Consider the following 23,841-nt stretch of genomic DNA (forward strand, 5'->3'; position numbering starts at 1 on the left):
GTATGAAAAATTACTCATACAAATTGATTGAGCGATCTGCTTTTAGACGCGTTAAGCTAATGCAAAGCAACAACAAAATAAGAGCTGCCATATGGACACATTATTATTAAGTATTCGCCCCAATGCTTTGGAAACATTGATTTTAGAATCTATTTCTATCGACGATGTGCTGAATTCGGAGCACATCGAGTCGCATCTGCTTTTAGGTAAAAACTGGAAAATCTTACAGACCTTATTGCAAGGCAGTTTTAAGTCTGGCACTTCATTACTTGCTTTGAGTGTACAAGCCGAGCATCACTTGGCAGAGCGCCAAAAACAACTTACAGAGGTACGTTATAACACCGCGGTTCGTGTCGTTGAAGTCCAAGAGGCTTTAGAAAAACTGGCTATCGATGACTTTAAAAAACATATGCAAACCACATGTTTGAAACGCTTAGAACAGGAACATGGCATCCAGAGCGAATCGATTGAATTGCAATTTGCTGAGTTGAGTTTAATCTTTGCTCAGCTCAGAAACTTTTATGAACATGCGGCCAAGCATACCTATGCCGTGATCAGCGTCACCAGTGACAATTTAGTCCCGACCTCACTGATTTAACAGCAGTTGCATCAACACCAGATCACGCCATTGCCCAAACTTTTGTCCGACTTGGGGCATATAGCCAGTTTGTACAAAGCCAAACTTTTCATGCAAAGCAATTGAAGCCAGATTGGCGTGGTCTATTCCTGCAACCATGACATGCATGTGCTGCATTTTTGCTTGTTCAATCAAATACGCTAAAAGCTGTTGACCTAAGCCCTGACGGGCATAGTTGGGTGAAATATAAATCGAGTGCTCAACGGTATAACGATAGCCTGAAAAATTACGGAAGGTGGCATAGTCTGCAAAGCCTGCAATGGCCTGCGTTTCTTGGTCTTCCACCACGCAAAATGGAAATTGATTCTGTTGAAAGTGTTGTAGCTGTTTTTGGAAATGCGCTAGATCATAGGTATGTTCATTCCAAGTGGCCATACCATATAAGACTTCTGCATTATAAATGTTTTGGATCTCGGGCAGATCGTGTTCAGTGGCTGGACGAATGAGAAAAGACATGAAGGCAAGGTTGTATGCGTTGGTAGGGGTATCATGCTGCTTTTGCATAAAAAAAAGCAAGACAGAAGTCTTGCTTTTGGATATTCACAAAAGTGAATTAGAAGTGGTATTTGATTAACGCACTTACGTCATTTTGGTCAACGCCTTTATAGCCGTATTTGTTATTCCAAACTGAGTGCTCGATACCCACGTATAGGCGTGTATCTGGAGAAATGTGTTTACCTACATTCCATTTGTACTGACTAGTCCAGTTTAACTCGCTTGCATGGTCATCTTCAGCAGTTGACCAGTCAAGGAAGGCATCAACTAAAAAGTCTTCAGAACCAAGTTTGAACGGTACTGCATAGGTGATGGTCATTTGATAATCATCATCAGTCAGGTCATTATCTGCTTTGTAGAAGTTGATGTTTGCATACTGTGTATATGGCACGTTTAAGGCAAAACCAATACCATAGAGGTAGTTGTTGAAACCTTCACCGCCTTCCCATGTCGTTGCAACTAGCACATCTTTAACTGGGCCAAGCTCAAGTTTAGTTCCTGTCATCGCACCTAAGCTGAAACGTGGTGCAACTTCAAAGTAAGTTTCATTGCCATCAGCATCGTTGTTGGTACGGTCAGCGAAAGCGAAGAAATCGCCATATTTGAAGCCAGCTGCATATTCTGCAGTAATGGTTGTTTGCTCAAGTTTTTCGTCTTGAGTCACAAATGGTGATTTGTAGTTTTCACCATATAAACCAGTGAAGCTAAAGTCTTGCCAAATCGGCGCAGCTTGAGAGATTGCCGCAGCAGAAGATAATGCTACGAAAGCAGCAATTTGAGTCAGTTTCATGAATATTTCCCCAAAAAATCGGATACAGGATACCGATTATTAAGCAAAAATAAAGCCAAATTTGACGAACGTCATGGAAAATAGATATCAAAATGAGCCGTTTTTTATACTTTTTTTACCAAATGGTTTAATGTTGCCTTTCACGCATGACATTTAATTTGATATGGACCTTCTTGGAAAAAATGTTAGGTGATTGAATAATAAATTTAGCAATATCGACATGATACAGCTCGGGAGAATCCTAGAATGGAACAGGGTTTGCACTTATTTGGGGGATGTTTGCAAAGAATGAATGATCGATGTTTGGAGTCATTCCTGCCGTAATTGAAGTTGTCATAATCACTAGATTTTTTGTTCATTCTAGCCAATGAAGTCACCTGAATAGTAGAAGATGGAATCAAATCCATCTGTTTTTAGCCATGCAAGTAAGGGCTTGTCACAATAAGTATCCTTTTCATATTTTTTTAAAAATATCACTTGCATAATTTTCAGTTAGGCCCGATATTCAAAGGAGAAGGACACAGATCTGCAGACTCAAAAGTGTTCATCATTCAATCGATGGAGGTTACATTCCAAAGCAATTGAAGATGGTCGAATACTGTTAAAACAGTAAGTTACAAGTGTACCAAGAGATAAAAATCTTCGTACAACAAAAGAGTCGAATAAAGAAAGAGAGGATGTTATTTTATGAACATAGAAATCCGTACAGATAAAAACATTCAAAATAGTGACCGTTTAATTAGTTATATACGCGAAGAGCTGAATCAAGAATTTCAACGTCACAGTGAGCGCATTACCCACTTTTCAGTGCATCTAAGTGATGCCAATAGCCATAAAGGCGGAGATGACGACATTCAATGTATGATTGAAGCGCGTCCAGCAGGTTTAAAACCCGTGGTTGTAAATCATAAAGGTCATAATGTCGATACTGCGATTCATGGCGCGATCGATCGCCTTAAACGTAGTTTAGAACATACCTTTGAAAAAAATGATAAACCACGTGCTGGCCAACCTGTATATGCAGATCAGGATGATGGCCTAGTTGATGATGAGGAAGATTAAACCTCACCGAATTTAAAAAAAGCCCCTCAATCAGGGGCTTTTTTAATGCTGGGCACTCACTTTTATCCAACATTACGGATAACAAATGTCCCGTTTATTCGGCATAATAGAATAAACTGAATTGAAGAGCGTCATCTCCATGTTAACCGCGCAACAACAAGCTTTCGTGCAAGCACTTGAAGAATTAGATCTTCAACAAGTTCAACGTCTATTGACCGATGGGTTAAGTCTCAATTTTATCGATCCTGAAAAAGGACCTGTGATTTCTGTCTGGTCAGATGGCTTATTCAAATGGTGGGAAGCGATTTGCGAAGCGTATGAAGCAGGCGCACCGCTGTCAGAACAAGAAAAACAACAGACTCTAGCGGTACATTTAGACATTTTAGAACAACTGATTCATGGCAAAGCAAACTTGCATTTGTGGGATACAGAAGAAATTTATGGCCCACTTTGGGATGCTGCAAGTGCTGCATGTGCGCCCGCGGTCAAACGTTTATTGGATGAAAAAGTTGATCCAAACACCAAAGATGAAGATGGCTTAACTATTTTATCTTCAATTAGCGATTTATTCTTTGATTGTGAATTTGACGAAATTAATTGGGCCGAAGCATTGGCTGAAGAAAAGCAAACCTTAGAGTTGCTTCGTCAGCATGGTGCAAAAATGACAAAAGAATTAGCTTAAACAGCGAGATCATCATGATGCAATTAAAACATTTAGGTTTATGTGTAGCCGCTGGGTTCAGTATGAATGCGATGGCTGCAGATTTTTCCTTTGACCGCCCAGGTTCGGGCATAGGGACAGGGATTACGCCTGTGGGACAGTTGGCTTGGGAGCAGGGCTTGGCCAATGCGCACTATGCTGAATCGACCACGGCTGATGGTGAAAAAGTCAAAACCACCAGCTTAAATGCAGATATGTTATTGCGCACAGGTTTAGCTGAAAACATCGAATTGCAATTGGGTTGGGCTGGGCCCTCTTGGCAACAAATGAAAGTGGCAGGCAATAAGTCTGAAACAGATGGTTTGGGGGATGTCAGTGTGGGTGTGAAAGCGGCGATTCCTTTGGATGATGAACGCTTGAGTATGGCGGTACTGGCTGAAGCGATTATTGCCACAGGTAATGATGGTTTCACCAATGAAGATGATATTTATGGTCTGTCATCTGTGGTTGCATACGATTATAGCGACCTCGTGTCGACATCCATCACTATGCGTTATGAAGTGCAAAATAGTGATTGGGCCATTTCTGCAATTCCGACTTTAGAATATCAATTTACCGATAAACTCAGCGGTTTTTCTGAATTGGTTTATCGTAAAGCAGAAAGTCAAGACAATGAATATGCGCTCGGTACAGGTGTAATGTATGCGGTGAATAATCGGATGCAGTTGGACGCAAGTGTTGGTGTTGACTTAAATGGTTCAGATAAAAGTTATTATTCAGGCCTTGGTGTTTCATACTTATTTTAATTAGAAAAAAGAACATATTATGAAAAAGCATCTTCATCTGAAACAGGGGATGAGCGGCAAAACGTGGTATCTGGCGCTGTCAGTATTGATCATCAATCTGTGTATCTGGGCCAGTATCCTAAACGTTCATGCGGAAACTCCACTTCTTTCAGCTGAAGATGCTTTTCCATTTACAGTGGAATCCACGACTGAGCATAAGGCTCAACTGCACTGGAATATCCCTGAACAGTATTATCTGTATCAGCACAAATTTGAAGTGCAACAGGCGGGTCAGCCCCTTAAGCTTGAGCTACCGCCTGCGCATGATCTGTATGATGAAAACTATGGACACACCCAAGTTTATTATCAACAAGTGCAATTTGACTTAGATACACAGGCCTCGCAGACCTATAAGGTGACTTGGCAAGGCTGTGCCAAAGATCGTATTTGCTATCCACCGCAAAGCATTGAGTTTAAAACGGATGTAAATGGTTTGGTCAGCCTACAAGACCAAGCAGGTGGATCAAAACGACTGTTAGATTTAGCCGCGCAATCGAATCCGCAATTTGAGCCGATCAACCCCACAGTCACTGCTGAACCCGCCGCAACAGCTTCTGATACGATGGCTGCGCAAGACCAAATTTGGTCTGAAGAGTTAGCCAAAAGCTCGTTGGCCTATGGTTTATTACTGTTCTTTGGCCTCGGGATATTACTGGCGTTTACGCCGTGTTCTTTACCGATGTTGCCGATTTTAACCTCTTTAATTATTCGCGATAGCAAAGGCCTGAAAGCATGGATGATTGCTTTGGTCTTTGTGTGCAGTATGGCCATGGTCTATGCCATTTTGGGCTTGGTGGCCTCATCTGCAGGTTTGAACTTCCAGCGTTGGTTACAACAGCCATCCACCCTGATTGCTTTTAGCATTCTTTTTGTTTTATTCGCGCTCAATCTATTTGGTTTGTTTGAACTTAAACTGCCGCAAGCCGTGGTGAATAAACTTGATCATATCCAGTCTATGCAAAAGGGTGGAAGCCTGATCAGTGCTGCGATTATGGGCATGATCTCTGCGCTGTTGGTTGGACCGTGTATGACGGCACCTTTGGCAGGCGCTTTACTGTTTATTTCGCAGACACAAAGCCAGTGGCAAGGGGCCATTTTGCTGTTCACCTTAGGCTTTGGTATGGGGACACCATTGTTATTGGCAAGCGTACTGGGTGCTAAGGTATTACCTCGTGCTGGTCTGTGGATGAATCAGGTTCGGGTATTCTTTGCTTTCATCATGTTGGCTTTAGCGCTGTATTTTGTGCGTCCTTTGCTTTCTGAAACATGGATGCAAGCACTGAGTCTGCTGCTAGGCTTGAGCTTTATTATTTATGTGTTGTATCGTTTGATGTGGCATAAAACCCAATTGCGTATGCTGTACATCGTGGCTCTAGTCATTGGCGGGACGTATATTGCTTATAGCCAATATCAGCAGAGTCAGCGTTTCTTTGAAGCACCAGTGGCTGCATCTGCGCGTTGGCATGTGGCAGCGACAGCAGCGGAGTTTAAGCAGCTCTTGGCACAAGCACCAAAAGGTCAAAAGATCATTATCGATGTCTATGCTGATTGGTGTGTTGCTTGTCAGCCGATTGAACGCCGTATATTAAAATCGGCAACGGTACAGCAAGCACTTGCGCCGTATTATTTGATCAAATTAGATTTGAGCCACTACGATGCAACACATCAAGTGCTCTTAAACCAGTGGGATATTTTAGGACCACCGACCTATTTATTCTTAGATGCCTCACAACAAGAAATTCGTGGTTTACGTTTAACCGGTGCATTTACTGAGGCTGAACTTTTAGCTCAATTACAACGTTTTTAAACCTGAGGGAGAGCGGGTATGCAACGTTTATATATTGCCAATAAAAATTACTCCAGTTGGTCGATGCGAGCATGGTTGGTCTTGACTGCATTTAACATCGATTTTGAAGAAGTACTGGTTCGCTTTGATGCGACAAATCCCAGTTTTAAAGAGCAACTGTCCCTCATTCATGCCAATGCCAAAGTGCCCGTATTGGATGTGGGCGAATTTAAAATTTGGGATTCTTTAGCCATCTGTGAATATTTGGCCGAGCAAAATCCAGATTTAGCCCTGTGGCCTAAACAGACCCATTTGAGAGCACAAGCACGGAGTATCAGTGGTGAGATGCACAGTAGTTTTATGGCACTACGCCAATTATGCCCCATGAATATTCAAGCGCAGTACAGCATAGCTGAGGGTCAAGCTTTGTGGGCGCAGCATGCTGAATTAAGAGCAGATGTTGAACGAATTGAACAAATTTGGGCACAGCGTGCAGATGAACATCCCTTTCTATTTGGTGATTTTTCTATAGCCGATGCCTTCTATGCCCCTGTAGTGATGCGTTTCAAGAGTTATGCACTACCTGTAGCCGAACGCAGCCAGCAGTATATGCAACACATCATGCAGCATCCTGCGGTTAAACAATGGGTCGACGCGGCACAGGCAGAAGCAGTTTAGTTAGGTGAAATATGCTGTGTGTCTGCACATGCGGCGCTATATTTGATCTCACTGGGATTGATTTCTAAATAGCATTTGATTTGATTACGTCCACTGGCTTTAGCGGCATAGAGTGCTTTGTCTGCTTGATCCAAAAGCTGTTGCGGTTTCAATTTATCCGCCGCTAGGGCAATGCCGAAACTGGCAGTAATGCGAATTGCACGTCCATTTTCATTTTGAATCACTAAATCTTCAATGGCTGCACGGCAACGTTCCGCGATTTGACGAGCTTTAAGGGCAGAGGACTGCTTTAAAATGAGTATAAATTCTTCACCCCCAAAACGGCCCACTACATCACTTTCACGCAAATGAAGGCCTAATTTTTGACTTACGGCAATCAGAACCGTATCTCCCATATGATGTCCAAATTGATCATTGATATTTTTAAAGTAGTCGAGGTCTAAAAGCACGATGGCATAGGGGCAATTTTTATCATGATGCAACTCATCTAAGCTTTGGTTAATACTGCGGCGGTTCAAGGCGTTGGTGAGTGGGTCGGTCTGACTTAAATGTTGAATGAGTCGTTCACGATGTCGCCATTGGCTAAGTAAAATTTCAAATAAAATCAGACAAGTGATTAGGATGGGAATAACGAAATACAGCATCGATAGGAGCCAAAACCCATTGAGAAAGAGTTGGCCATCAATCTGAAAAATAGGAGCATAAGGAATCACATCAATAAAACTGAGGTAGCCTGAGAAGGTTAAGAAGCCTGTCGCAGGAATTAGCATCGCATACACGATCTTTCGCTCAAACAACACCAAACCGACAGCGATCAGACAAATATAGACCACCATAGTGACAGGGCTAAACACCCCAATCATATAATCGTTATAGCAAAGTGAGATGATTAAAATTCCAATCGCAATATAAGGGAGGAATCGTTGTACCCAAGCTTGTTTTTGTAGGGCATAGCAAGGGTAAATCAAACCCAATAACGTGATGAAAAAAATGGAATTAATAACCAATTTGTGACGCAAAAGCTGAACATTAACGACATGCCAATATTCTGAGTTGAACAGTACAAAAGTCTCCCAAACTAACCAGATCAAATTGACACAACAGCCGAGAACAAGGATTAAAATACACTTTTTCAAGGTATCCCAGTTCATAATCACTTCCTCTTCAAGTAGATAATGAGAAAGTTTGCTGTTGCTTAGCTGTTTAGATATTGAGAACCATGAACTCATTCAATCGTTTCATCCTTGATATATCCGCTTTATTTTTTAAATAATGTGATTGATTTCTTATACATTGCTTTCAACATATCACAATCTTATAAAAAGACGGTATCAAAGGTGACGAACTGAGTATGTAGCTCAGCAGGGAAAGACCATTCTATTTTTAGAACATAGTGTTTTGAATAGGCCTATTATTCTAAGGATAATCTTATTTTAAAATGCAACTATTCAATAAAGATTATGTTGGAACATCCCATGAAAGTTTTACATATTGATTCAAGTATTATGGCGGATGCTTCTGTGTCTCGTCAGTTGAGCCAAGCGATTGTTTCGCAACTCAGCGAAAAGCATGCGCAAGTTGAGGTTGAATATTTGGATTTGGCAACGCAACCGATTCCACATTTAGACGCAGAAATTTTAATGGGTCAAAATGCAGAACAATCGGCTCTGGGCGAACGTATTATTCAACAGTACTTAGATGCGGACGTTGTGGTGATTGGTGCAGCGATGTATAACTTCGGGATTACTTCGACTTTAAAAGCATGGATTGACCGCATTAGTGTTGCAGGTCGTACTTTCAAATATACTGAAAATGGCCCGGTCGGTTTGGCTGGTGACAAGAAAGCCTATATTGCCAGTAGTCGCGGTGGTGTCTATGGTGAAAATAGTCCTGTTGACTTCCAAGAAGGCTTCTTAAAAACCGTCTTTAATTTTACCGGTGTGACCGATGTTGAAATCATTCGTGCTGAAGGCGTGAATATGGGCCCAGAGCTGAAAGACAAAGCCATTGCAGCAGCTCTAGCGCAGGTGCAAGCGATCTAATAACAATAACTGTAGTTCCATGATTCCTCATTTGGTCAGCGTTAAGCTGACCTTTTTTTATGCGGAATTTGTCTAGTCTTGGTCAAGCGCTTGAGCAAACGTTGCGATGTCATCCAATGCCATTTTAGCTTCTGGAAACCATGCATTAAACATTTGAAAGTTATGCCACATGCCTGTGTATAGTTTAAATGTCACATCTACGCCGGCCTTGGTCGCTTTATCTCTAAACCGCTGGGCATCGTCCAAGAGAATTTCTTTCGAACCGACTTGTACAAGGGTTGGCGGGAGGTCTGCTAAATCATCAAATAAAGGTGAAACAAGTGGGTCGGCGGGGTCGATTTGCTCTGGAACATAATAGTCGATGCCTGTTTCAAGGGCTTCGATGGATAATAGTGCATCAAGCTTGCTGTTATAGCGAATAGACTCACTGGTTAAGCTTAAATCCAAAAACGGCGAAAGTAGAATTAATCCACTGACTTGAGGACGTTGCTCATCACGAATGCGTAGTGCTAAGGCTAGCGCTAAATTTGCACCACATGAATCCCCTGATAAAATAATATCTTTGGCCTGTATACCTTGCTCCAATAACAGCAGATAAACATCAAAAAGCGCATCAATGGCTTCAGGATAGGGGTGTTCGGGTGACAACGGATAGTCAAGGTGAATGACTTGCATTTGTGTACTGGCTGCAAGGTCTGAGACAAACGCACGGTGGGTATTCATTGAACCTAAAAAGAAAGCTCCACCATGAATATGCAAAATGAGCTGAGTGGCTTCAGTTTCAGGTTTTAACTCTTCCGCACGCAGGCCTGCAAGACGTAGAGGACGAATCTGGATCGACTTATTGAGCGGAAATGCACGACACATTTGTTCAAGAAGAAAACGCTGACTACTGGGTGGGAGACTAAAGCGACTTGGGGTTCGAATCGTGGTTTTTAAAAACTGCTCTGTAATGATTTGTTTCCATGGATCGGCAATCTTCATAGTTATTCCATTTTGTTATTTGTTTTACCTTGAGTTTGTGTATTTACCAACATAATTTACAAGGTTACACTAATTGGTCACATTGAAAAATTGAAAAATTGTTGTGACTTTTTAATAATGATAGTCGTCTATACTAGACTAGGGAAATGACAAAAATGAAAAAAATTGCACTTGCACTAAGCGTACTAGGATTAACCGCTCTAGCTCATGCAGCAGATCCGCTGAATGGCACTGTTTGGAAAACGATTGATGACAAAACTAAACAAGCGAAAGCCTTGGTTAAATTCACTGAGCAAAAAAATGGAACTTTAACTGCGAGTATTCAAGGTATTTTGACACCAGGTGAAGAAAATGCCTGTACCAAGTGTGAAGGCCCATACAAAAACAAATCGTTGAAAGGTTTAACGATTGTACATGGTCTGAAAAACGCGGGTGGTACAAGCTATGACGGTGGATCAATTTTAGATCCGCAAACGGGTAAAACTTATAAATTAAAAGGCAACATTGCTGCTGGTGGTAAAAAACTAGAGCTTCGTGGCTACATTGGTGTGGCTGCACTTGGCCGTAACCAAACTTGGATTCGCGCGAACTAATCCCATCCAATAAAAAAAGCCGAGCAATTGCTCGGCTTTTTATTTTTTGTTAAGCCTTCAAGGCACGAATTGCATCTTCATTGAAACCCACAATAAAACCATCGGGTGTTGCAATCACGGGGCGCTTAATGAGACTGTGATGGGTCGTGAGAGCATCTATCAGTCCTTGCTCTGAAGCTAAAGCAGTGTCTTGTTCTGCTTCAGTCAGCTTACGCCAAGTGGTACCTTTCTTATTCAGGACCACATCTGCCCCAATCTGATCGAGCCATGTTTTGACAGTCGTAGCATCAATGCCTTGTTTTTTATAATCATGAAATTCATACGCTAAACCTAACTCATTCAGTAGGTCGAATGCTTTTTTCATTGAATTACAATTTTTAATGCCATACACGTTTAACATGGAAAACCCTTCTGAATTTTAAGCTGGGTTTAGAGTAACGGAAAAAGCAGAGCAGCTCTAGTGTCGCGATTTAAGCCAATAGCGTCATCGTCTTGTCATAAAAGCGTTTTAGAATTAAATCAAAGAAAAATAGAATATAAAAAGAAAAAATATTAAAAAGTAGAGACAAAAAAAGAGAAAACCCGCATTTAATCATCCTGATCATGCGGGTCTCATTACAACGTCCATTGTCACATCCTTGAAAACCAACTATATCCATAGTTCGTTTTAATTTCATCCTACGGCGTCCTGTCCTTGTGCTGTCATCCTGACATCGTCCCTTTGCCGTGGAAACATATTGCACTGATTGATTGATCAGAAAAAGACTCAAAAAACGGCAGATAATGTAGGTCAAAAACTCATATTCAGTAAACAAGTGTTCACTGAATATGAGCTAAATATTTACATTTATCTAGATTTTGTAGTCAATAATGACAGGTGCATGGTCGCTAAACCATGTTTCTTTATAGACCCAAGCATTGACTGTACGGGCTTTCCAGTCAGGTGAGCACGCTTGATAGTCAATGCGCCAGCCCACGTTCTTCGCACGGGCTTGTCCACGGTTTGACCACCACGAATAAAGCTCAGCTTCTGGACGTACTTCACGGAAAGTATCGACATAGCCAAGTTCATCATAAATATGATCGAGCCAAGCGCGTTCGTGCGGTAAGCAGCCTGAGGCTTTTTGATTGCCTGACCAGTTTTTAATGTCGATGCGTTTATGCACGATGTTGTAGTCACCACAGACAATCACGGATTTATTTTCATCGCGCCATTGTTTCAAAATTTGTTTGTATTCTTCTAAGAAGTGGTCTTTACGTACTTGTGCTTCTTCACCAGAAGAACCCGATGGTAAATAGAGTGAACAAATATGCACGTTTTGGTCTAAGCCTAAGTCAAACTCAGCCGAAATAAAGCGGCCTTGAGAATCGGCTAATTCAAAACCAAGTCCATCAGTAACTGAAACAAATGGTAAACGGCTATAAATAGCAGTGCCAGCATACCCTGGACGTTCAGCAGGGAACAGGTGAGTATGCCAGCCTTCAGGTTTAAATTTATCGGTCCATTGTTCGTGGGTGATGCGAGATTCTTGCATGCAAATCACATCAGCATCTGATGTGGCAATCCAATCAAAAATCCCTTTTTTTTCTGCAGAACGTAGACCATTTACGTTAATTGAAACCACACGTAAAATTTTTTGATCACTTGGATAGCTACTCTTTGGTATCATGCGCAAGTCTTACCTCAATTTGAAAATACGGAGCACCGCATGACAACGCAAGCGACATTTAACCCTCAAGCTTTTATCGAACTCGCATTATCACGTGGCGTGCTTAAATTTGGTGAGTTTACTTTAAAATCGGGTCGTGTGAGTCCTTATTTTTTTAATGCAGGTCTACTCAATGACGGTGAAGCCTTGTCATTACTGGCATCTGGCTATGCAGCCAAACTGATAGAATGCAACAATGTTGAGGTGGTCTTTGGTCCTGCGTACAAAGGGATTCCTTTTGTTGCTGCAACAGCGGTGGCCTTGTCACAAAATCATGGGGTAAGTGTGCCTTGGGGTTTTAACCGTAAAGAAGCCAAAGATCATGGTGAAGGTGGGGTCTTGGTTGGTGCATCTGTTGCAGGCAAAAAAGTCTGGATTATTGATGACGTGATTACTGCGGGTACAGCGATCCGTGAAGTGGTCACCATTTTGAAAAATGCAGGTGCGCAGATTGCAGGTGTGTTGGTGGCATTAGACCGTCAAGAAAAAGGTCAAGGTGAACTGTCTGCGATTCAAGAAGTCCAAAAAGAATTGGAAATTCCTGTGCATGCACTGGTGACCATGAAAGATTTGATGAATTATTTAGAGGCTAAAGGTGAGACTGAAGCTTTAGCAAAAATGGAAGCCTATCGCGTGAAGTATGGCGTCTAAGCATTGAAACAAAAAAAGGAAGCTTCGGCTTCCTTTTTTATTTGCTCTCTTTTTCGGCTAGTGTTTGACTATGCGCACCTTCCCAGCCAATCATCGCGGTTTTACGTGTCGTCCCCCACATATAGCCGCCACGTTGTCCTGAAGACTGAATGACCCGATGGCATGGAATTAAAAAGGCAACGGGATTGTTACCAATTGCTGTTCCGACCGCTCGTGAGGCACGCTCTTGCCCAATCTCTTGGGCAATATGTGCATAACTGCTGAGCTGCCCCATGGGAATTTTGAGCAGGCTTTGCCACACCTTGAGCTGAAAGTCGGTGCCTTTCAGATGCAGTTTAATCTCCGATAAGCTGTTTTGATTGTGCTGAAAAATTGTGAGTGCTTTGCGTTGTAATTCATCCTGATCTTCAATAAATGTCGCGCGTGGGAACTGTTTTTTCAGATAGACCAATGCATCCCGATCTGCTTCGGTAAAGGCCATATGACAAATCCCTTTAGGGGTCGAGGCAATAATGACGGAGCCAAAAATGGTCTCGGCAAAGCTATAGTGAATGTGGAGTGCTTCACCGCCATGTTTATATTCTGCGGGCGTCATTCCTTCGATTTGGACAAATAAATCATGCAATCGACTGGTACTAGAAAGGCCAGTGTCAAAAGTTGCTGCAAAAATATTATTTTCTGTGTGATTGTTCAAAACCGACTTTGCATATTCCACACTAATATATTGCAGAAATTTCTTCGGGCTAATACCTGCCCATTCGCTAAAGATACGCTGAAAATGAGTAGGACTTAAATGAACGTGTTCTGCAATCTCAGCCAAACTGGGTTGCTGTTTGAAGTTTTGTTCAATGTATTCAATTGCCTTTGCCACACGTGCGTAATTGCTATGTTCTGTCATGATTACTCACGGAAATCATTTAACTTAAGAAAACAGTAACAAATCCAGCGAGGCCTGAAAATCCGTTTCTTGCGCTTTATTAGAAAAGACCCAAAGCATGCATTGATTGGCTTAGTCGTCCTTTGGTAAGTATAAAAAAGCGGAACAGTGACCTGTTCCGCTTGAGATGGCGTTTTAACTGAAGGGGTTTAGAACTGGTAGTTCAAACGCATGAGGAAGCTACGCGGTGTACCTGGCATAGAGTCCGAACGCCAATATTCTTTATTAGTCAAGTTGCTGACAGCTAAAGTCACGTTCCATGGATCAGCACTATAACCAATGGCTGCATCGACACGATTGAAACCATCCATCTTGGTCAAGTTATTGATGTTTGGATAGTAAGAGCCGACATAAGTTACGCCAACTTCACCGTAGAGTTTTTCTGTAGGTAAGTAGCGCACAAACAGGTTGCCTGTGTTTTTAGAGGCATTTGCTAATGCATTCCCTACATTCTCTGGTTTTTCCTTATCCTTTTTCACTTCAGTATCGGTATAACCATAACCACCACGGACAAATACGTTGTCCAGTACACGACCGATAAAACTAAACTCTAAACCTTTGGCTTGATGCTCACCACCTACAGACCAAAGGAAGGGCTGCTCTTTGGCATCAGGTTGATAACGAATATTCTTTTTACGAATGTCATATACTGAAAGTTGAGTATTTAGGCGTTGGTCTAACCAATCACTCTTAACTCCAATTTCATATTGTTCATTGTATTGCGGTTCAGCATCATACAGGCTTGGATCAGTATTGACATCAACAGAAATATTGCCACGACCTCCATAAGGGGCGAAGCTTTTATTGTATGAAGTATAAAAACTGTGTTGTTCTGATGGTTGCCATACAAAGCCAATATTAGGGCTGAAGGTCGTATCATCATATTGTTTTGAAAGGTTCTGGATATGATTGGTCGATTTGAAATTGTACTGATCATAGCGCATACCTAACATCATTTTGAGTTCAGGTGTCAGGCTAATTAAATCTTGAGCAAAGAACCCCATTGATTCACCTACGTGATGATTATCAGAGGTTACAGGGAGGCGTTCCGAGCTTGGTAATGTATTGTATTGGTCTGCTGGATTGTAGGGGTTAATAAAACCATAGTAGCGAGGAACACCTGTACCACTTGAGTAATTCCCTAGTTTTGGTGAGCGGTCTTCACGGCTGACATCTGCACCGACGAGGAGCTGATGCTCTACAGCTCCAGTTTTGAATGAACCAGATATATCAAAAGTATTGGTAATGGTCTTATTCATGGTTTCTTGCCATGCATAGCTTTGACGCACGTAACCATTCCAAGAACATGTCTCAGGCTTGGCAGCTATAGTGAGATTATTGTTGCAATAGGTGCCACCAAAGAAGTTGTCAAAGTTCTGATAAGCTTGGCGATAACTGAGCGCCCAGTGGAAATTCCAATTTGGCGCATATTGATATTTCACATCAGTACGAATAACTTGTAATTCATCTTCAATAAAATCGCCGTCTTGAGCAAAGCCAGTCTTGATTGAAACACCTGCGGGTAAATTACTATAAGAAGGCCCGCGGTCAGGGGTTCGATTTAATTTGTCATAAGTATATTGTGTGGTCCACGTGAGGGTTTCATCATCATTTTTATAAGTGAAACTTGGCGAGATCATTTCAATTTTACTGTCAATGCCTGAACGGAAACTATCCGCTTCACCGTATTCACCCGTCAAGCGCACAGCCCAGTTGTCATTTATGACTTGGTTAATATCTGCTGTTGCACCGTAGTTATCATATGAGCCTACGTAAGTACCGACGGAACTTTTCGAGTCAAAGTTGGCGTATTTACTCACCATATTGATCACACCACCGCCCGCACTACGACCGTAAAGTACCGAGGCAGGGCCTTTTAAAATTTCAATCCGTTCAATGTTGGATGTGCTGCGACGCACTTGGCCACTTTCACGAATACCATCACGGTAAATATCACCCGAGTCGGCAGAGAAACCACGGAGGGTGATGCCATCACCACGCGTATCGTAGCTGGTGGATACTCCCGGTGTGCCTTGTAGCATTACACTGAGGTCGTTAGAGCCATAGATTTTATATTTCTGTACATCAATGGTGTCGATGGTTTGAGGAATATCTTTTTTCTTTAAACCATTCCGTGTGACATTGGCTTGATCGTAATCAACATAGCTTTTGATTGGATCAAGTTCACTCATTGCCTCAATTTTCAAGGTAGGCAAAACTGCTGCTGTGTTCGATTTGTTTGTCGTCGCTTGAGAGGAGGGGTTCTCATTATTTTGTAGTGTCGCTTCATCCGCATAGGCTGCATGCGCATTTAAAATCATAAAGCTGAGAAGGCTATATTTGAATAGGTTAGAACCACAAAGCGGCTGTGGTGAAAATTTCATCATGATTTAAGGCTCGGAGAGAGTGAATTGCCAATAAAAATGAGAAGTATAATCATTTACTAAAAATGAACAAGACTTACGGTAATATTCATTTTTTCTACATAGTTTTACTGGGTTGAAAAGTACAGCTGTACAAGCTTTTTAATTTTTCTAAAAAATTGATAAATAAGCATTAAAATTTGAAGAAAATGTAAAAGAATTATTTTTGTGCATTTTCCATGCATTTTTTACAGCTTAAAAGAACGCCTATTTTTTCTTGACGTCCTTGCTCAGTTTGTACCCAAGGGCGGTTTTGCCACGGTGGAGTATGGCGGACATGTTGTGTGTGGCCACAGGAAAGCTCCGCCACCCAATGATGTTCTTCATCGAGATGAAAACCGACAATCGCTTGTTGCACTTAAGTACCTCGACTGACGTGTTGAGGCTGTTCTAAGCCGTTTAAAAAACGCTGACACAGTTGATGGATGGCTACCAAATCATCGGGATCTAGACCTAAAGAACACGCCAGCTCAAATGGAATGGCTATAATTTTATCTTTGGCTAAGAGTGCTTTTTCCAGCAGAACGACTTTTTTCATACGTTCATCTTCTTTGACAGCAACACGCTTTAAAAACTGTTTTTCTTCTAGTTTTTTAATAATCGGGGTTAAGGTGCCTGAGTCAAAAAAGGTTTTTTGTCCAATCTCGGTCAGCGTCACATTGTCCTGCTCATATAAAGCCAACAAAACAATAAATTGCGGATAGGTCAGATCGTAAACCTGTAAGCGTGGACGGTATTGACGAACCATGGCATTGGTTGCGGAATACATGGCAAAACACACGCGGTTTTCTAAAAGTGGGGTGTCCGCCATATTGCATGTCCTTGGGTGTTAATGTCTGTAAAGCAGTATAAATGAAATAGGGGCAAAAGTGTATTGTGTATAATAATCTTGCGCACAAGTTAATTGTGTGCAATATTGTTTTGCGAATGAGGTCGGTTCAGTGCTTGAAGCGACTTTAATTAATGACATTTGATGAATGGAAGAGATGTAATGAACACAATTTATGATTTTCAGGCTGAACTGTTAGAAGGCGAGCAAAAAAATCTGGCTGATTATCAGGGCAAGGTTTTATTGGTGGTGAATACCGCCAGCCAATGTGGTTTAACCCCGCAATTTGAAGGCTTGGAAAAGTTATATCAGGACTATCAACAGCAAGGTCTGCTGATTTTAGGTTTTCCCTGCAACCAATTTGCGCAGCAAGACCCTGCGAGTAATGAAGAGATCGGCAGCTTTTGTCAGCGTAACTATGGAGTCTCTTTCCCAATGTTTGCCAAAGTTGATGTGAATGGTCCTACAGCACATCCGCTGTATCAGTATTTAACCACTGAAGCTAAAGGCATTTTAGGTAGCCAAAGCATCAAGTGGAATTTCACCAAGTTCCTCATCAACCAAAAAGGGCAGGTGGTGAAACGCTATGCGCCAATTGTTAAACCTGAAAAAATTGCCAAGGATATTCAACGCCTTTTGGCTTAATGGAGAAGGTGTGGAAAGGAGCTGTCGTGTGGTAATAGGCGCATACCTCCTTTGTTGAGTTGAGCAGTTAGTATCTGATTTTTTACTACAATGTGTTGTAGTTGTTTGAATAAAATAGATTTTTTAATCTTTAATTATTACACAACTTGTTGCACCCAAACTTGAAAACTTCGCTATACTTTTTGCCAAGTTTAAAAAATTTGAGCGTGAGAATTATGCGTGTACTAGTAGTGATGGACCCGATTGAAACGGTGAATCTGAAAAAAGATTCCACCATGGCCATGTTATGGGCTGCAAGCCGTCGCGGACATGAGCTGGGTTATGCATTACAACACGATTTATATATCGATCAAGGCAAAGCCTTTGGTCTGATTTCTCCCTTAAAAGTGTTTGAAGACTACGATCATTATTTTGAGATGGGTGAACAGCAAAAAGAGTCCTTGGCTGATTACGATGTGATCTTGATGCGTAAAGATCCGCCGTTTGACATGAATTTTGTCTATACCACTTATATTTTGGAACAAGCGGAACGTGAAGGTGCGTGGATTATCAATAAACCACAGTCCTTACGTGACTGTAATGAAAAACTGTTTGCCACGCAGTTCCCCGAACTGCAAGTCCCTACATTAGTGACTTCACAACAAAGCCTGATCCGTGAATTTATCAAAGAACATGGTGATGTGATTGTGAAGCCTCTCGATGGGATGGGTGGCATGGGAATTTTCCGTTTATATCAAGATGGTGTGAACATTGGCTCAACTTTGGAAATGTTGACGGAAATGGGCACACGTCCAATTATGGCGCAGCGTTATATTCCTGAAATTGTGGAAGGGGATAAACGTATTTTGCTGGTCAATGGCGAACCGATTCCGTACTGCTTGGCGCGTATTCCACAAAACGGTGAAGTGCGTGGGAATTTGGCCGCAGGTGGTTTGGGTCAAGCACGTCCGTTGACTGAAAACGACAAGGCCATTGCTGCAAAAGTGGGACCCTTCTTACGTGAAAAAGGTTTGGTTTTTGTCGGACTTGATGTGATTGGCAATTATGTGACCGAGATTAATGTCACTAGTCCAACCTGTATTCGTGAGATTGATGCACAATTTGGTACCTCAATTGCCGATGATTTATTTGATGTCTTGGAAGCAGGCAACGCCAGCTAAATTGACAGAAAAGGAACCTGAAATGGTTCCTTTTTTCTTTCATGGTAGTGGTCGGCTTTGAAATAAAAGTGTGCTTTGCTGCAAAGTGTATAAATTTGGTTGAAAATAAAGCGGATTACCTTGCCAGACACCACTAATTTTCATTCTGTTCAAATGTATGCGCTCATATTGTATTTCTAGCCGCTAAAATGAAGTGAATTACGCTTTAGAATTATGTTAAATATTTGATTAAAATCAGCTTCATTGTTTTATTTTTAAATATCTCCAATTGCGCTGTTGAGCCTGATTGTGTGCTGTAGTTTGAGTAAAAATGCACATCTGATAACAAATCTAGTTTAAACTTGAAAATCAGTAGAAAAAAACAATCAAATGCCTGTTGAAAAAAAGTAAATAATCTTTCGCGGCTATGCGTTTGTGATTACAATTGATCGCTTAAAATTGAATTTTGTTTCCATATTTTTAGAATTGAAGAATTAGACTGTGACCGAAGCAACACCAACAAAGCCGAAACATGTAATGATGATGGCTGCCGGAACGGGCGGACATGTTTTTCCAGCACTTGCTGTGGCTAAGGAATTACAGCAACAAGGCTGCCAAGTCTCGTGGCTTGCTACGCCTACAGGTATGGAAAATCGCCTGCTTAAAAATCATGATATCCCAATTTATCAAATTGATATTCAAGGTGTGCGCGGCAATGGCTTAGTCCGCAAAGTATTGGCACCCTTTAAAATTTTAAAAGCCACTTTAAGCGCAATGCGTTACATGAAGCAGCTCAAAGTTGATGCCGTCGCGGGCTTTGGGGGCTATGTCGCTGGGCCAGGTGGATTGGCTGCGCGTGCAGTGGGTATTCCTGTAATTATTCATGAGCAGAATGCGATTGCGGGTTTTACCAATACGCAGTTATCACGTATTGCCAAAACAGTGTGTCAGGCTTTTCCAAATACCTTTACTGCACAAGATAAAATTGTGACCACGGGTAATCCCGTCCGCAAAGAAATTACGGAAATTTTAAATCCGTCTTGGCGTTATCAAGAACGTGAAAAAGCAGGGGCCATGCTTCGAGTTTTAATTGTGGGTGGCTCGTTAGGTGCACAAGCGTTAAATGAGCGTGTTCCTGAAGCATTGAAGCAATTGAATGTGCCGTTAAGCGTTTATCATCAGTGTGGTCAAAACCATGCAGATACGACCCAAGCGCGTTATGCCGATGCCCCTGAGCAGCTTCAGGTTGAAGTCCACCCTTTTATTGAAGATATGGCCAAAGCTTATAGCGATGCCGATTTAATTATTTGCCGTGCTGGGGCGTTAACCGTGACCGAAATCGCGACTGCTGGCGTGGCTGCGGTGTTTGTTCCGCTGCCGAGTGCAGTGGATGATCACCAAACGGCCAATGCAAAGTTTTTAGCCAATATCGGTGCAGCCAAAATTTGCCCACAAGCAAGCATGACGCCCGAGAGTTTAAAAGAATTATTATTACCCTTGATGAACCGTCAGTTATTGTCTGAAATGGCAGTGAAAGCACGTCAGCAAGCACAACCCGATGCAACCCAACATGTGGTTCGTTTAATTCAAGCATTGTAAACCGAGTATTTTATGTCGCCATCTACGCCTGCTGATCAAGCAAAAAAGTTAATTAAAGTGCCAGAAATGCGCCGTATTAAGCACATCCATTTTATTGGGATTGGTGGTGCGGGTATGTGTGGTATTGCCGAAGTGCTCAAGAACCAAGGCTACAAAGTCTCAGGTTCAGATATCAAAGCGTCAAAAACCACAGCTCAGCTTGAAGAAAATGGCATCAAAGTCTATATCGGGCATACGGCTGAAAATATTCAAGGGGCAAACGTGATTGTGGTGTCGACTGCAATTGATGCAGAAAACCCAGAAATTAAAGCAGCCATTGAAACGCGTACACCTGTGGTGCGCCGTGCAGAAATGCTGGGTGAGCTGATGCGCTACCGTCATGGGATTGCTGTTGCGGGAACGCATGGTAAAACCACGACCACTAGCCTTGTCACGTGTATGTTGGCAGAAGAAAATCTCGACCCAACTTATGTGATTGGCGGTTTGCTGAATCGTACTGGTGTGAATGCTGCACTGGGCGCGAGTCGTTTTATCGTGGCAGAGGCAGATGAATCAGATGCTTCATTCTTGCATTTGCAACCAATGGCCACCATCGTGACCAATATTGATGCAGACCATATGGACACTTATGGTGGTAGCTTCGATGTCTTAAAAGATACCTTTGTACAGTTCTTACAAAAACTGCCGTTTTACGGCTTGGCTGTGGTGTGTGGCGATGATGCCAACATTCGTGAAATCATGCCGCGCATTGGTCGTCCATTGATCACGTATGGTTTTAACGAAGACAATGACATTCGTGCAGTGGATATTGAACAAGAAGGTATGCAGTCGCACTTTACCGTATTACGTAAAGATCGTGAGCCTTTGCGTTTAACCATCAATTTGCCGGGTTTGCATAATATTTTAAATGCACTTGCAGCGATCGGTATTGCAACCGATGAAGGTGTGTCTGATGCTGCGATTGCACGTGCGTTGGAGAGTTTCAGCGGTGTAGGTCGTCGTTTCCAAGTACAGGGCGAATTTGACATTGATGGCGGCAATGTGAAATTGGTGGATGACTATGGTCATCATCCAAAAGAAGTCGAAGCAACTATTAAAGCGGCACGTGCAAGCCATCCAGACCGTCGTTTAGTAATGATGTTCCAACCGCACCGTTTTAGTCGTACCCGTGACTGTTTCGATGACTTTGTGGATGTATTGTCACATGTCGATCAGCTGTTGCTGCTTGAAGTCTATCCTGCGGGTGAAAAACCGATTGTGGGGGCAGACAGCCGATCATTGGCGCGTAGTATTCGTTTACGTGGTGATGTAGAGCCGATTTTGATTGATCCGGTCGAAGGTAATTTGCAGCATGCGTTGAAAAAAGTGTTACAAGCGGATGACTTGTTATTGACGCAAGGCGCAGGTAATGTGGGGGCTATCTCGGTTGAGCTTGCAAGCAATCATTTATATTTAAAATAATCACGTTTTGTGATTACTCGATGAATAAAACAGTCATAAAGTTTAAGGATATCAACGTGTCAAATGCTTCAAAATTCGGCAAAGTAGCGGTGTTGCTTGGTGGTAAGTCTGCTGAGCGTGAGGTTTCTCTAGATAGTGGTGCAGCTGTACTTGAAGCATTGGTTCGTTCGGGTGTAAATGCAGAAGCTTTTGACCCGCAAGAGCGTAGTGTGACGGAATTGGTCGGTTATGACCGTGCGTTTATTGTGCTGCATGGTCGCGGTGGGGAAGACGGACAAATCCAAGGGGTCTTAGAGTGGCTCAACATCCCGTATACCGGAACAGGCGTACAGGGTTCTGCTATTGGCATGGATAAAGTGAAAACCAAGCAAGTTTGGCAGGGTTCAGACTTACCGACAGCACCCTATCGTATCATTAGCCAAGAGTCAGATTTAGCTGAAGTGGTGGCGAATTTGGGTCTTCCACTGATTATCAAGCCAGTACACGAAGGTTCAAGTGTAGGCATGAGTAAAGTTGAAAAAGCAGAAGATTTGGCAGCGGCAATTGCCAAAGCGACCCAACACGATGCTGTGGTGATGGCTGAAAAATGGATTACGGGACGTGAATTCACGATTTCATTTTTAAATGGTCAACCGCTACCTGTGATTCGTCTACAACCGCCTGCGGATGTGGCTTTTTATGATTATGAAGCGAAATATCAACGTAATGATGTGGAATACGGAATTCCGTGTGGCTTAAGCGCTGAAGAAGAGCAAAAGTTGCAAGCGCTTTGCCTCCGTGCATTCCAAGCGGTAGGTGCAAGTGGTTGGGGTCGTATTGATGCGATGCAAGATGAGCAAGGCAATTTCTGGTTACTAGAAGTGAATACAGTACCTGGGATGACCAGTCACTCTTTGGTGCCGAAAGCAGCAAATGCAGTGGGTTATAGCTTTGATGCACTTTGTGTCCAAATTTTAGAGCAAACACTGACAGGTGCGGCTCACTAAATGGCGCAATTACCCGCTTCTATGCGCCGTAAACGCGCAGCGATTACTTCGATACACGATAAACCACCGACGCGTAAGGAAAAGCTTGCTAACTTCGGTGGTTGGGTGATGTTGGTCGTTGCCGTGGCGGTGCTGTTGGTTGGTATTTATGGCTTATATCAAGTCATGACAGATGCACGTGTGGCCGAACTTGATGTAGTAGGCGTACGTTCTGAGGCGGAAAAGAATCAGGTGATGGGACATGTTTCAGCAGCCATTACCCATAATTATTTCACCTCAGATTTAGAAGAAATTCGTGATCGCACTTTAGAGCTGGCTTGGGTCGATCGCGTGGTGGTTTCGCGTGCATGGCCGAATGCGATTCGCGTTCGCGTTATGCCACGGCATGCAATTGCACGTTGGGGGACAGGGCGTCTCTTAAGTGACAGTGGTGACGTATTTAGCGAAGTGACGCCGAAAAATAATCAGAATTTGCCTTTATTACACGGCCCAATCAGTCAATCTAAAATGATGATGCGCCGTTATAATGAAATTAATCAATTATTCCAGCCAGTCAATCTCCGTTTAAAAGAACTATATTTAACGGAGCGTATGACTTGGTTTATGCAGTTCGATTCGGGTTTACGTGTTATCGTAGATCAGGATCAAACCATGAGTAAGCTGCAACGTTTGAGTTATTTGGCTCAAAGTGATTTGAAGCCAGTTTGGGCCAAAGTATCTGCCATTGATTTGCGTTATCGGAATGGCTTGGCCATCCAATGGAAGAATGCTGCCGCACCAAAGATAGCAAATGGTCATTTTGTTGTAACGATTGATGACACAAGCATTGCAGGTGGAGCAGCAGCAAAGCCATAATACTTGGCTTTAAAACAGAGGCATAAAGCCATAA

General features: G+C 42.4%; 25 protein-coding genes and 1 pseudogene. 15 read left to right on the forward strand and 11 right to left on the reverse strand.

Going from position 1 to position 23,841, the window contains the following annotated elements; genetic code table 11:
* Nucleotides 1-91: 91 nt before the first annotated feature.
* Nucleotides 92-598 carry a DUF1877 family protein gene (locus HYI04_RS00350; protein ID WP_178895746.1) on the forward strand — a complete coding sequence of 169 codons (507 nt, stop codon included), beginning with the start codon at nt 92-94 and terminating at the stop codon, nt 596-598.
* On the opposite strand, the gene HYI04_RS00355 is transcribed toward HYI04_RS00350, so the two are convergent.
* The 3 genes and pseudogenes from HYI04_RS00355 to HYI04_RS16835 all read right to left on the reverse strand — a co-directional run.
* A complete protein-coding gene (locus HYI04_RS00355; protein WP_178895747.1) occupies nt 587-1,141 on the reverse strand; it encodes a GNAT family N-acetyltransferase in 555 nt (184 codons plus the stop codon). The genes HYI04_RS00350 and HYI04_RS00355 overlap by 12 nt on opposite strands.
* A 49-nt stretch (nt 1,142-1,190) precedes the next feature.
* Nucleotides 1,191-1,922, reverse strand: coding sequence for an outer membrane protein OmpK (locus tag HYI04_RS00360; protein ID WP_148825311.1), 732 nt, complete (start codon nt 1,920-1,922; stop codon nt 1,191-1,193).
* Nucleotides 1,923-2,075: 153 nt separating this feature from the next.
* Nucleotides 2,076-2,274: pseudogene (locus HYI04_RS16835) on the reverse strand (purine permease); the annotation flags it as partial.
* 335 nt (nt 2,275-2,609) lie between these two features.
* On the opposite strand from HYI04_RS16835, the gene HYI04_RS00365 reads away from it, so the two are divergent.
* The 5 genes from HYI04_RS00365 to HYI04_RS00385 all read left to right on the forward strand — a co-directional run bounded on the left by HYI04_RS00365 (nt 2,610) and on the right by HYI04_RS00385 (nt 6,954).
* Nucleotides 2,610-2,984, forward strand: a complete 375-nt coding sequence (locus HYI04_RS00365; RefSeq protein ID WP_004691760.1) for an HPF/RaiA family ribosome-associated protein — start codon at nt 2,610-2,612, stop codon at nt 2,982-2,984.
* A 139-nt stretch (nt 2,985-3,123) separates the two neighbouring features.
* Nucleotides 3,124-3,666 (forward strand): hypothetical protein, encoded by a 543-nt coding sequence (locus HYI04_RS00370; RefSeq protein ID WP_004978318.1) that lies wholly within the window; start codon nt 3,124-3,126, stop codon nt 3,664-3,666.
* A 14-nt stretch (nt 3,667-3,680) separates the two neighbouring features.
* The gene (locus tag HYI04_RS00375; protein WP_178895748.1) at nt 3,681-4,451 is read left to right on the forward strand and encodes a transporter; all 771 of its coding nucleotides are present in this window, start codon (nt 3,681-3,683) and stop codon (nt 4,449-4,451) included.
* A 19-nt stretch (nt 4,452-4,470) separates the two neighbouring features.
* Nucleotides 4,471-6,297, forward strand: coding sequence for a protein-disulfide reductase DsbD (gene dsbD, locus HYI04_RS00380; RefSeq protein ID WP_178895749.1), 1,827 nt, complete (start codon nt 4,471-4,473; stop codon nt 6,295-6,297).
* An 18-nt stretch (nt 6,298-6,315) separates the two neighbouring features.
* Complete coding sequence (locus HYI04_RS00385; RefSeq protein ID WP_178895750.1) at nt 6,316-6,954, forward strand: glutathione S-transferase family protein; 639 nt, start codon at nt 6,316-6,318, stop codon at nt 6,952-6,954.
* Here the strand turns inward: HYI04_RS00385 and HYI04_RS00390 are convergent.
* Nucleotides 6,951-8,183, reverse strand: coding sequence for a GGDEF domain-containing protein (locus HYI04_RS00390; RefSeq protein WP_178895751.1), 1,233 nt, complete (start codon nt 8,181-8,183; stop codon nt 6,951-6,953). The two genes, HYI04_RS00385 and HYI04_RS00390, sit on opposite strands and share 4 nt — an antisense overlap.
* A gap of 246 nt (nt 8,184-8,429) precedes the next feature.
* On the opposite strand from HYI04_RS00390, the gene HYI04_RS00395 reads away from it, so the two are divergent.
* Nucleotides 8,430-8,996, forward strand: a complete 567-nt coding sequence (locus HYI04_RS00395) for an FMN-dependent NADH-azoreductase (protein WP_039890677.1) — start codon at nt 8,430-8,432, stop codon at nt 8,994-8,996.
* Nucleotides 8,997-9,068: 72 nt separating this feature from the next.
* Here HYI04_RS00395 and HYI04_RS00400 read toward each other — a convergent pair whose 3' ends face one another.
* Entirely contained in the window at nt 9,069-9,980 is a 912-nt protein-coding gene (locus tag HYI04_RS00400; protein WP_062031922.1) for an alpha/beta hydrolase, read from the reverse strand.
* 155 nt (nt 9,981-10,135) lie between these two features.
* Here HYI04_RS00400 and HYI04_RS00405 point away from each other — a divergent pair, with 155 nt between their 5' ends.
* Nucleotides 10,136-10,573, forward strand: coding sequence for a DUF2147 domain-containing protein (locus tag HYI04_RS00405; RefSeq protein WP_058951520.1), 438 nt, complete (start codon nt 10,136-10,138; stop codon nt 10,571-10,573).
* A 49-nt stretch (nt 10,574-10,622) separates the two neighbouring features.
* Here the strand turns inward: HYI04_RS00405 and HYI04_RS00410 are convergent, their stop codons facing one another.
* Entirely contained in the window at nt 10,623-10,973 is a 351-nt protein-coding gene (locus HYI04_RS00410; RefSeq protein WP_087011903.1) for a Spx/MgsR family RNA polymerase-binding regulatory protein, read from the reverse strand.
* 451 nt (nt 10,974-11,424) lie between these two features.
* Nucleotides 11,425-12,243 carry an exodeoxyribonuclease III gene (locus tag HYI04_RS00415; protein ID WP_062031929.1) on the reverse strand — a complete coding sequence of 273 codons (819 nt, stop codon included), beginning with the start codon at nt 12,241-12,243 and terminating at the stop codon, nt 11,425-11,427.
* A 39-nt stretch (nt 12,244-12,282) separates the two neighbouring features.
* On the opposite strand from HYI04_RS00415, the gene pyrE reads away from it, so the two are divergent.
* On the forward strand, nt 12,283-12,933 hold the full coding sequence (gene pyrE, locus HYI04_RS00420; protein ID WP_178895752.1) for an orotate phosphoribosyltransferase: 651 nt from the start codon (nt 12,283-12,285) through the stop codon (nt 12,931-12,933).
* Nucleotides 12,934-12,970: 37 nt separating this feature from the next.
* Here pyrE and HYI04_RS00425 read toward each other — a convergent pair whose 3' ends face one another.
* The 4 genes from HYI04_RS00425 to HYI04_RS00440 all read right to left on the reverse strand — a co-directional run bounded on the left by HYI04_RS00425 (nt 12,971) and on the right by HYI04_RS00440 (nt 17,104).
* Nucleotides 12,971-13,831, reverse strand: a complete 861-nt coding sequence (locus HYI04_RS00425) for a methylated-DNA--[protein]-cysteine S-methyltransferase (protein WP_178895753.1) — start codon at nt 13,829-13,831, stop codon at nt 12,971-12,973.
* 188 nt (nt 13,832-14,019) lie between these two features.
* Nucleotides 14,020-16,254, reverse strand: coding sequence for a TonB-dependent receptor (locus HYI04_RS00430; RefSeq protein ID WP_372239158.1), 2,235 nt, complete (start codon nt 16,252-16,254; stop codon nt 14,020-14,022).
* A 199-nt stretch (nt 16,255-16,453) separates the two neighbouring features.
* Nucleotides 16,454-16,651, reverse strand: coding sequence for a DUF3565 domain-containing protein (locus tag HYI04_RS00435; protein ID WP_159152743.1), 198 nt, complete (start codon nt 16,649-16,651; stop codon nt 16,454-16,456).
* Nucleotides 16,652-17,104, reverse strand: a complete 453-nt coding sequence (locus HYI04_RS00440; protein WP_063454394.1) for a MarR family winged helix-turn-helix transcriptional regulator — start codon at nt 17,102-17,104, stop codon at nt 16,652-16,654.
* A 180-nt stretch (nt 17,105-17,284) separates the two neighbouring features.
* Here HYI04_RS00440 and HYI04_RS00445 point away from each other — a divergent pair, with 180 nt between their 5' ends.
* From HYI04_RS00445 to HYI04_RS00470, 6 genes are all read left to right on the forward strand, one after another.
* Entirely contained in the window at nt 17,285-17,767 is a 483-nt protein-coding gene (locus HYI04_RS00445; protein ID WP_148825321.1) for a glutathione peroxidase, read from the forward strand.
* A gap of 215 nt (nt 17,768-17,982) precedes the next feature.
* Nucleotides 17,983-18,927, forward strand: coding sequence for a glutathione synthase (gene gshB, locus HYI04_RS00450; RefSeq protein ID WP_178895754.1), 945 nt, complete (start codon nt 17,983-17,985; stop codon nt 18,925-18,927).
* 480 nt (nt 18,928-19,407) lie between these two features.
* Entirely contained in the window at nt 19,408-20,505 is a 1,098-nt protein-coding gene (gene murG, locus HYI04_RS00455; RefSeq protein ID WP_178895755.1) for an undecaprenyldiphospho-muramoylpentapeptide beta-N-acetylglucosaminyltransferase, read from the forward strand.
* A 12-nt stretch (nt 20,506-20,517) separates the two neighbouring features.
* Nucleotides 20,518-21,966: a UDP-N-acetylmuramate--L-alanine ligase gene (murC, locus tag HYI04_RS00460; protein WP_005401502.1), complete on the forward strand. Its 1,449-nt coding sequence runs from the start codon at nt 20,518-20,520 to the stop codon at nt 21,964-21,966.
* A 56-nt stretch (nt 21,967-22,022) separates the two neighbouring features.
* Nucleotides 22,023-22,952 carry a D-alanine--D-alanine ligase gene (locus tag HYI04_RS00465; RefSeq protein WP_004978280.1) on the forward strand — a complete coding sequence of 310 codons (930 nt, stop codon included), beginning with the start codon at nt 22,023-22,025 and terminating at the stop codon, nt 22,950-22,952.
* Nucleotides 22,953-23,807 (forward strand): cell division protein FtsQ/DivIB, encoded by an 855-nt coding sequence (locus tag HYI04_RS00470; RefSeq protein WP_094148484.1) that lies wholly within the window; start codon nt 22,953-22,955, stop codon nt 23,805-23,807.
* Nucleotides 23,808-23,841: the final 34 nt, after the last annotated feature.

The organism is Acinetobacter sp. SwsAc2, from assembly GCF_013391465.1.
GTDB lineage: Bacteria > Pseudomonadota > Gammaproteobacteria > Pseudomonadales > Moraxellaceae > Acinetobacter > Acinetobacter johnsonii.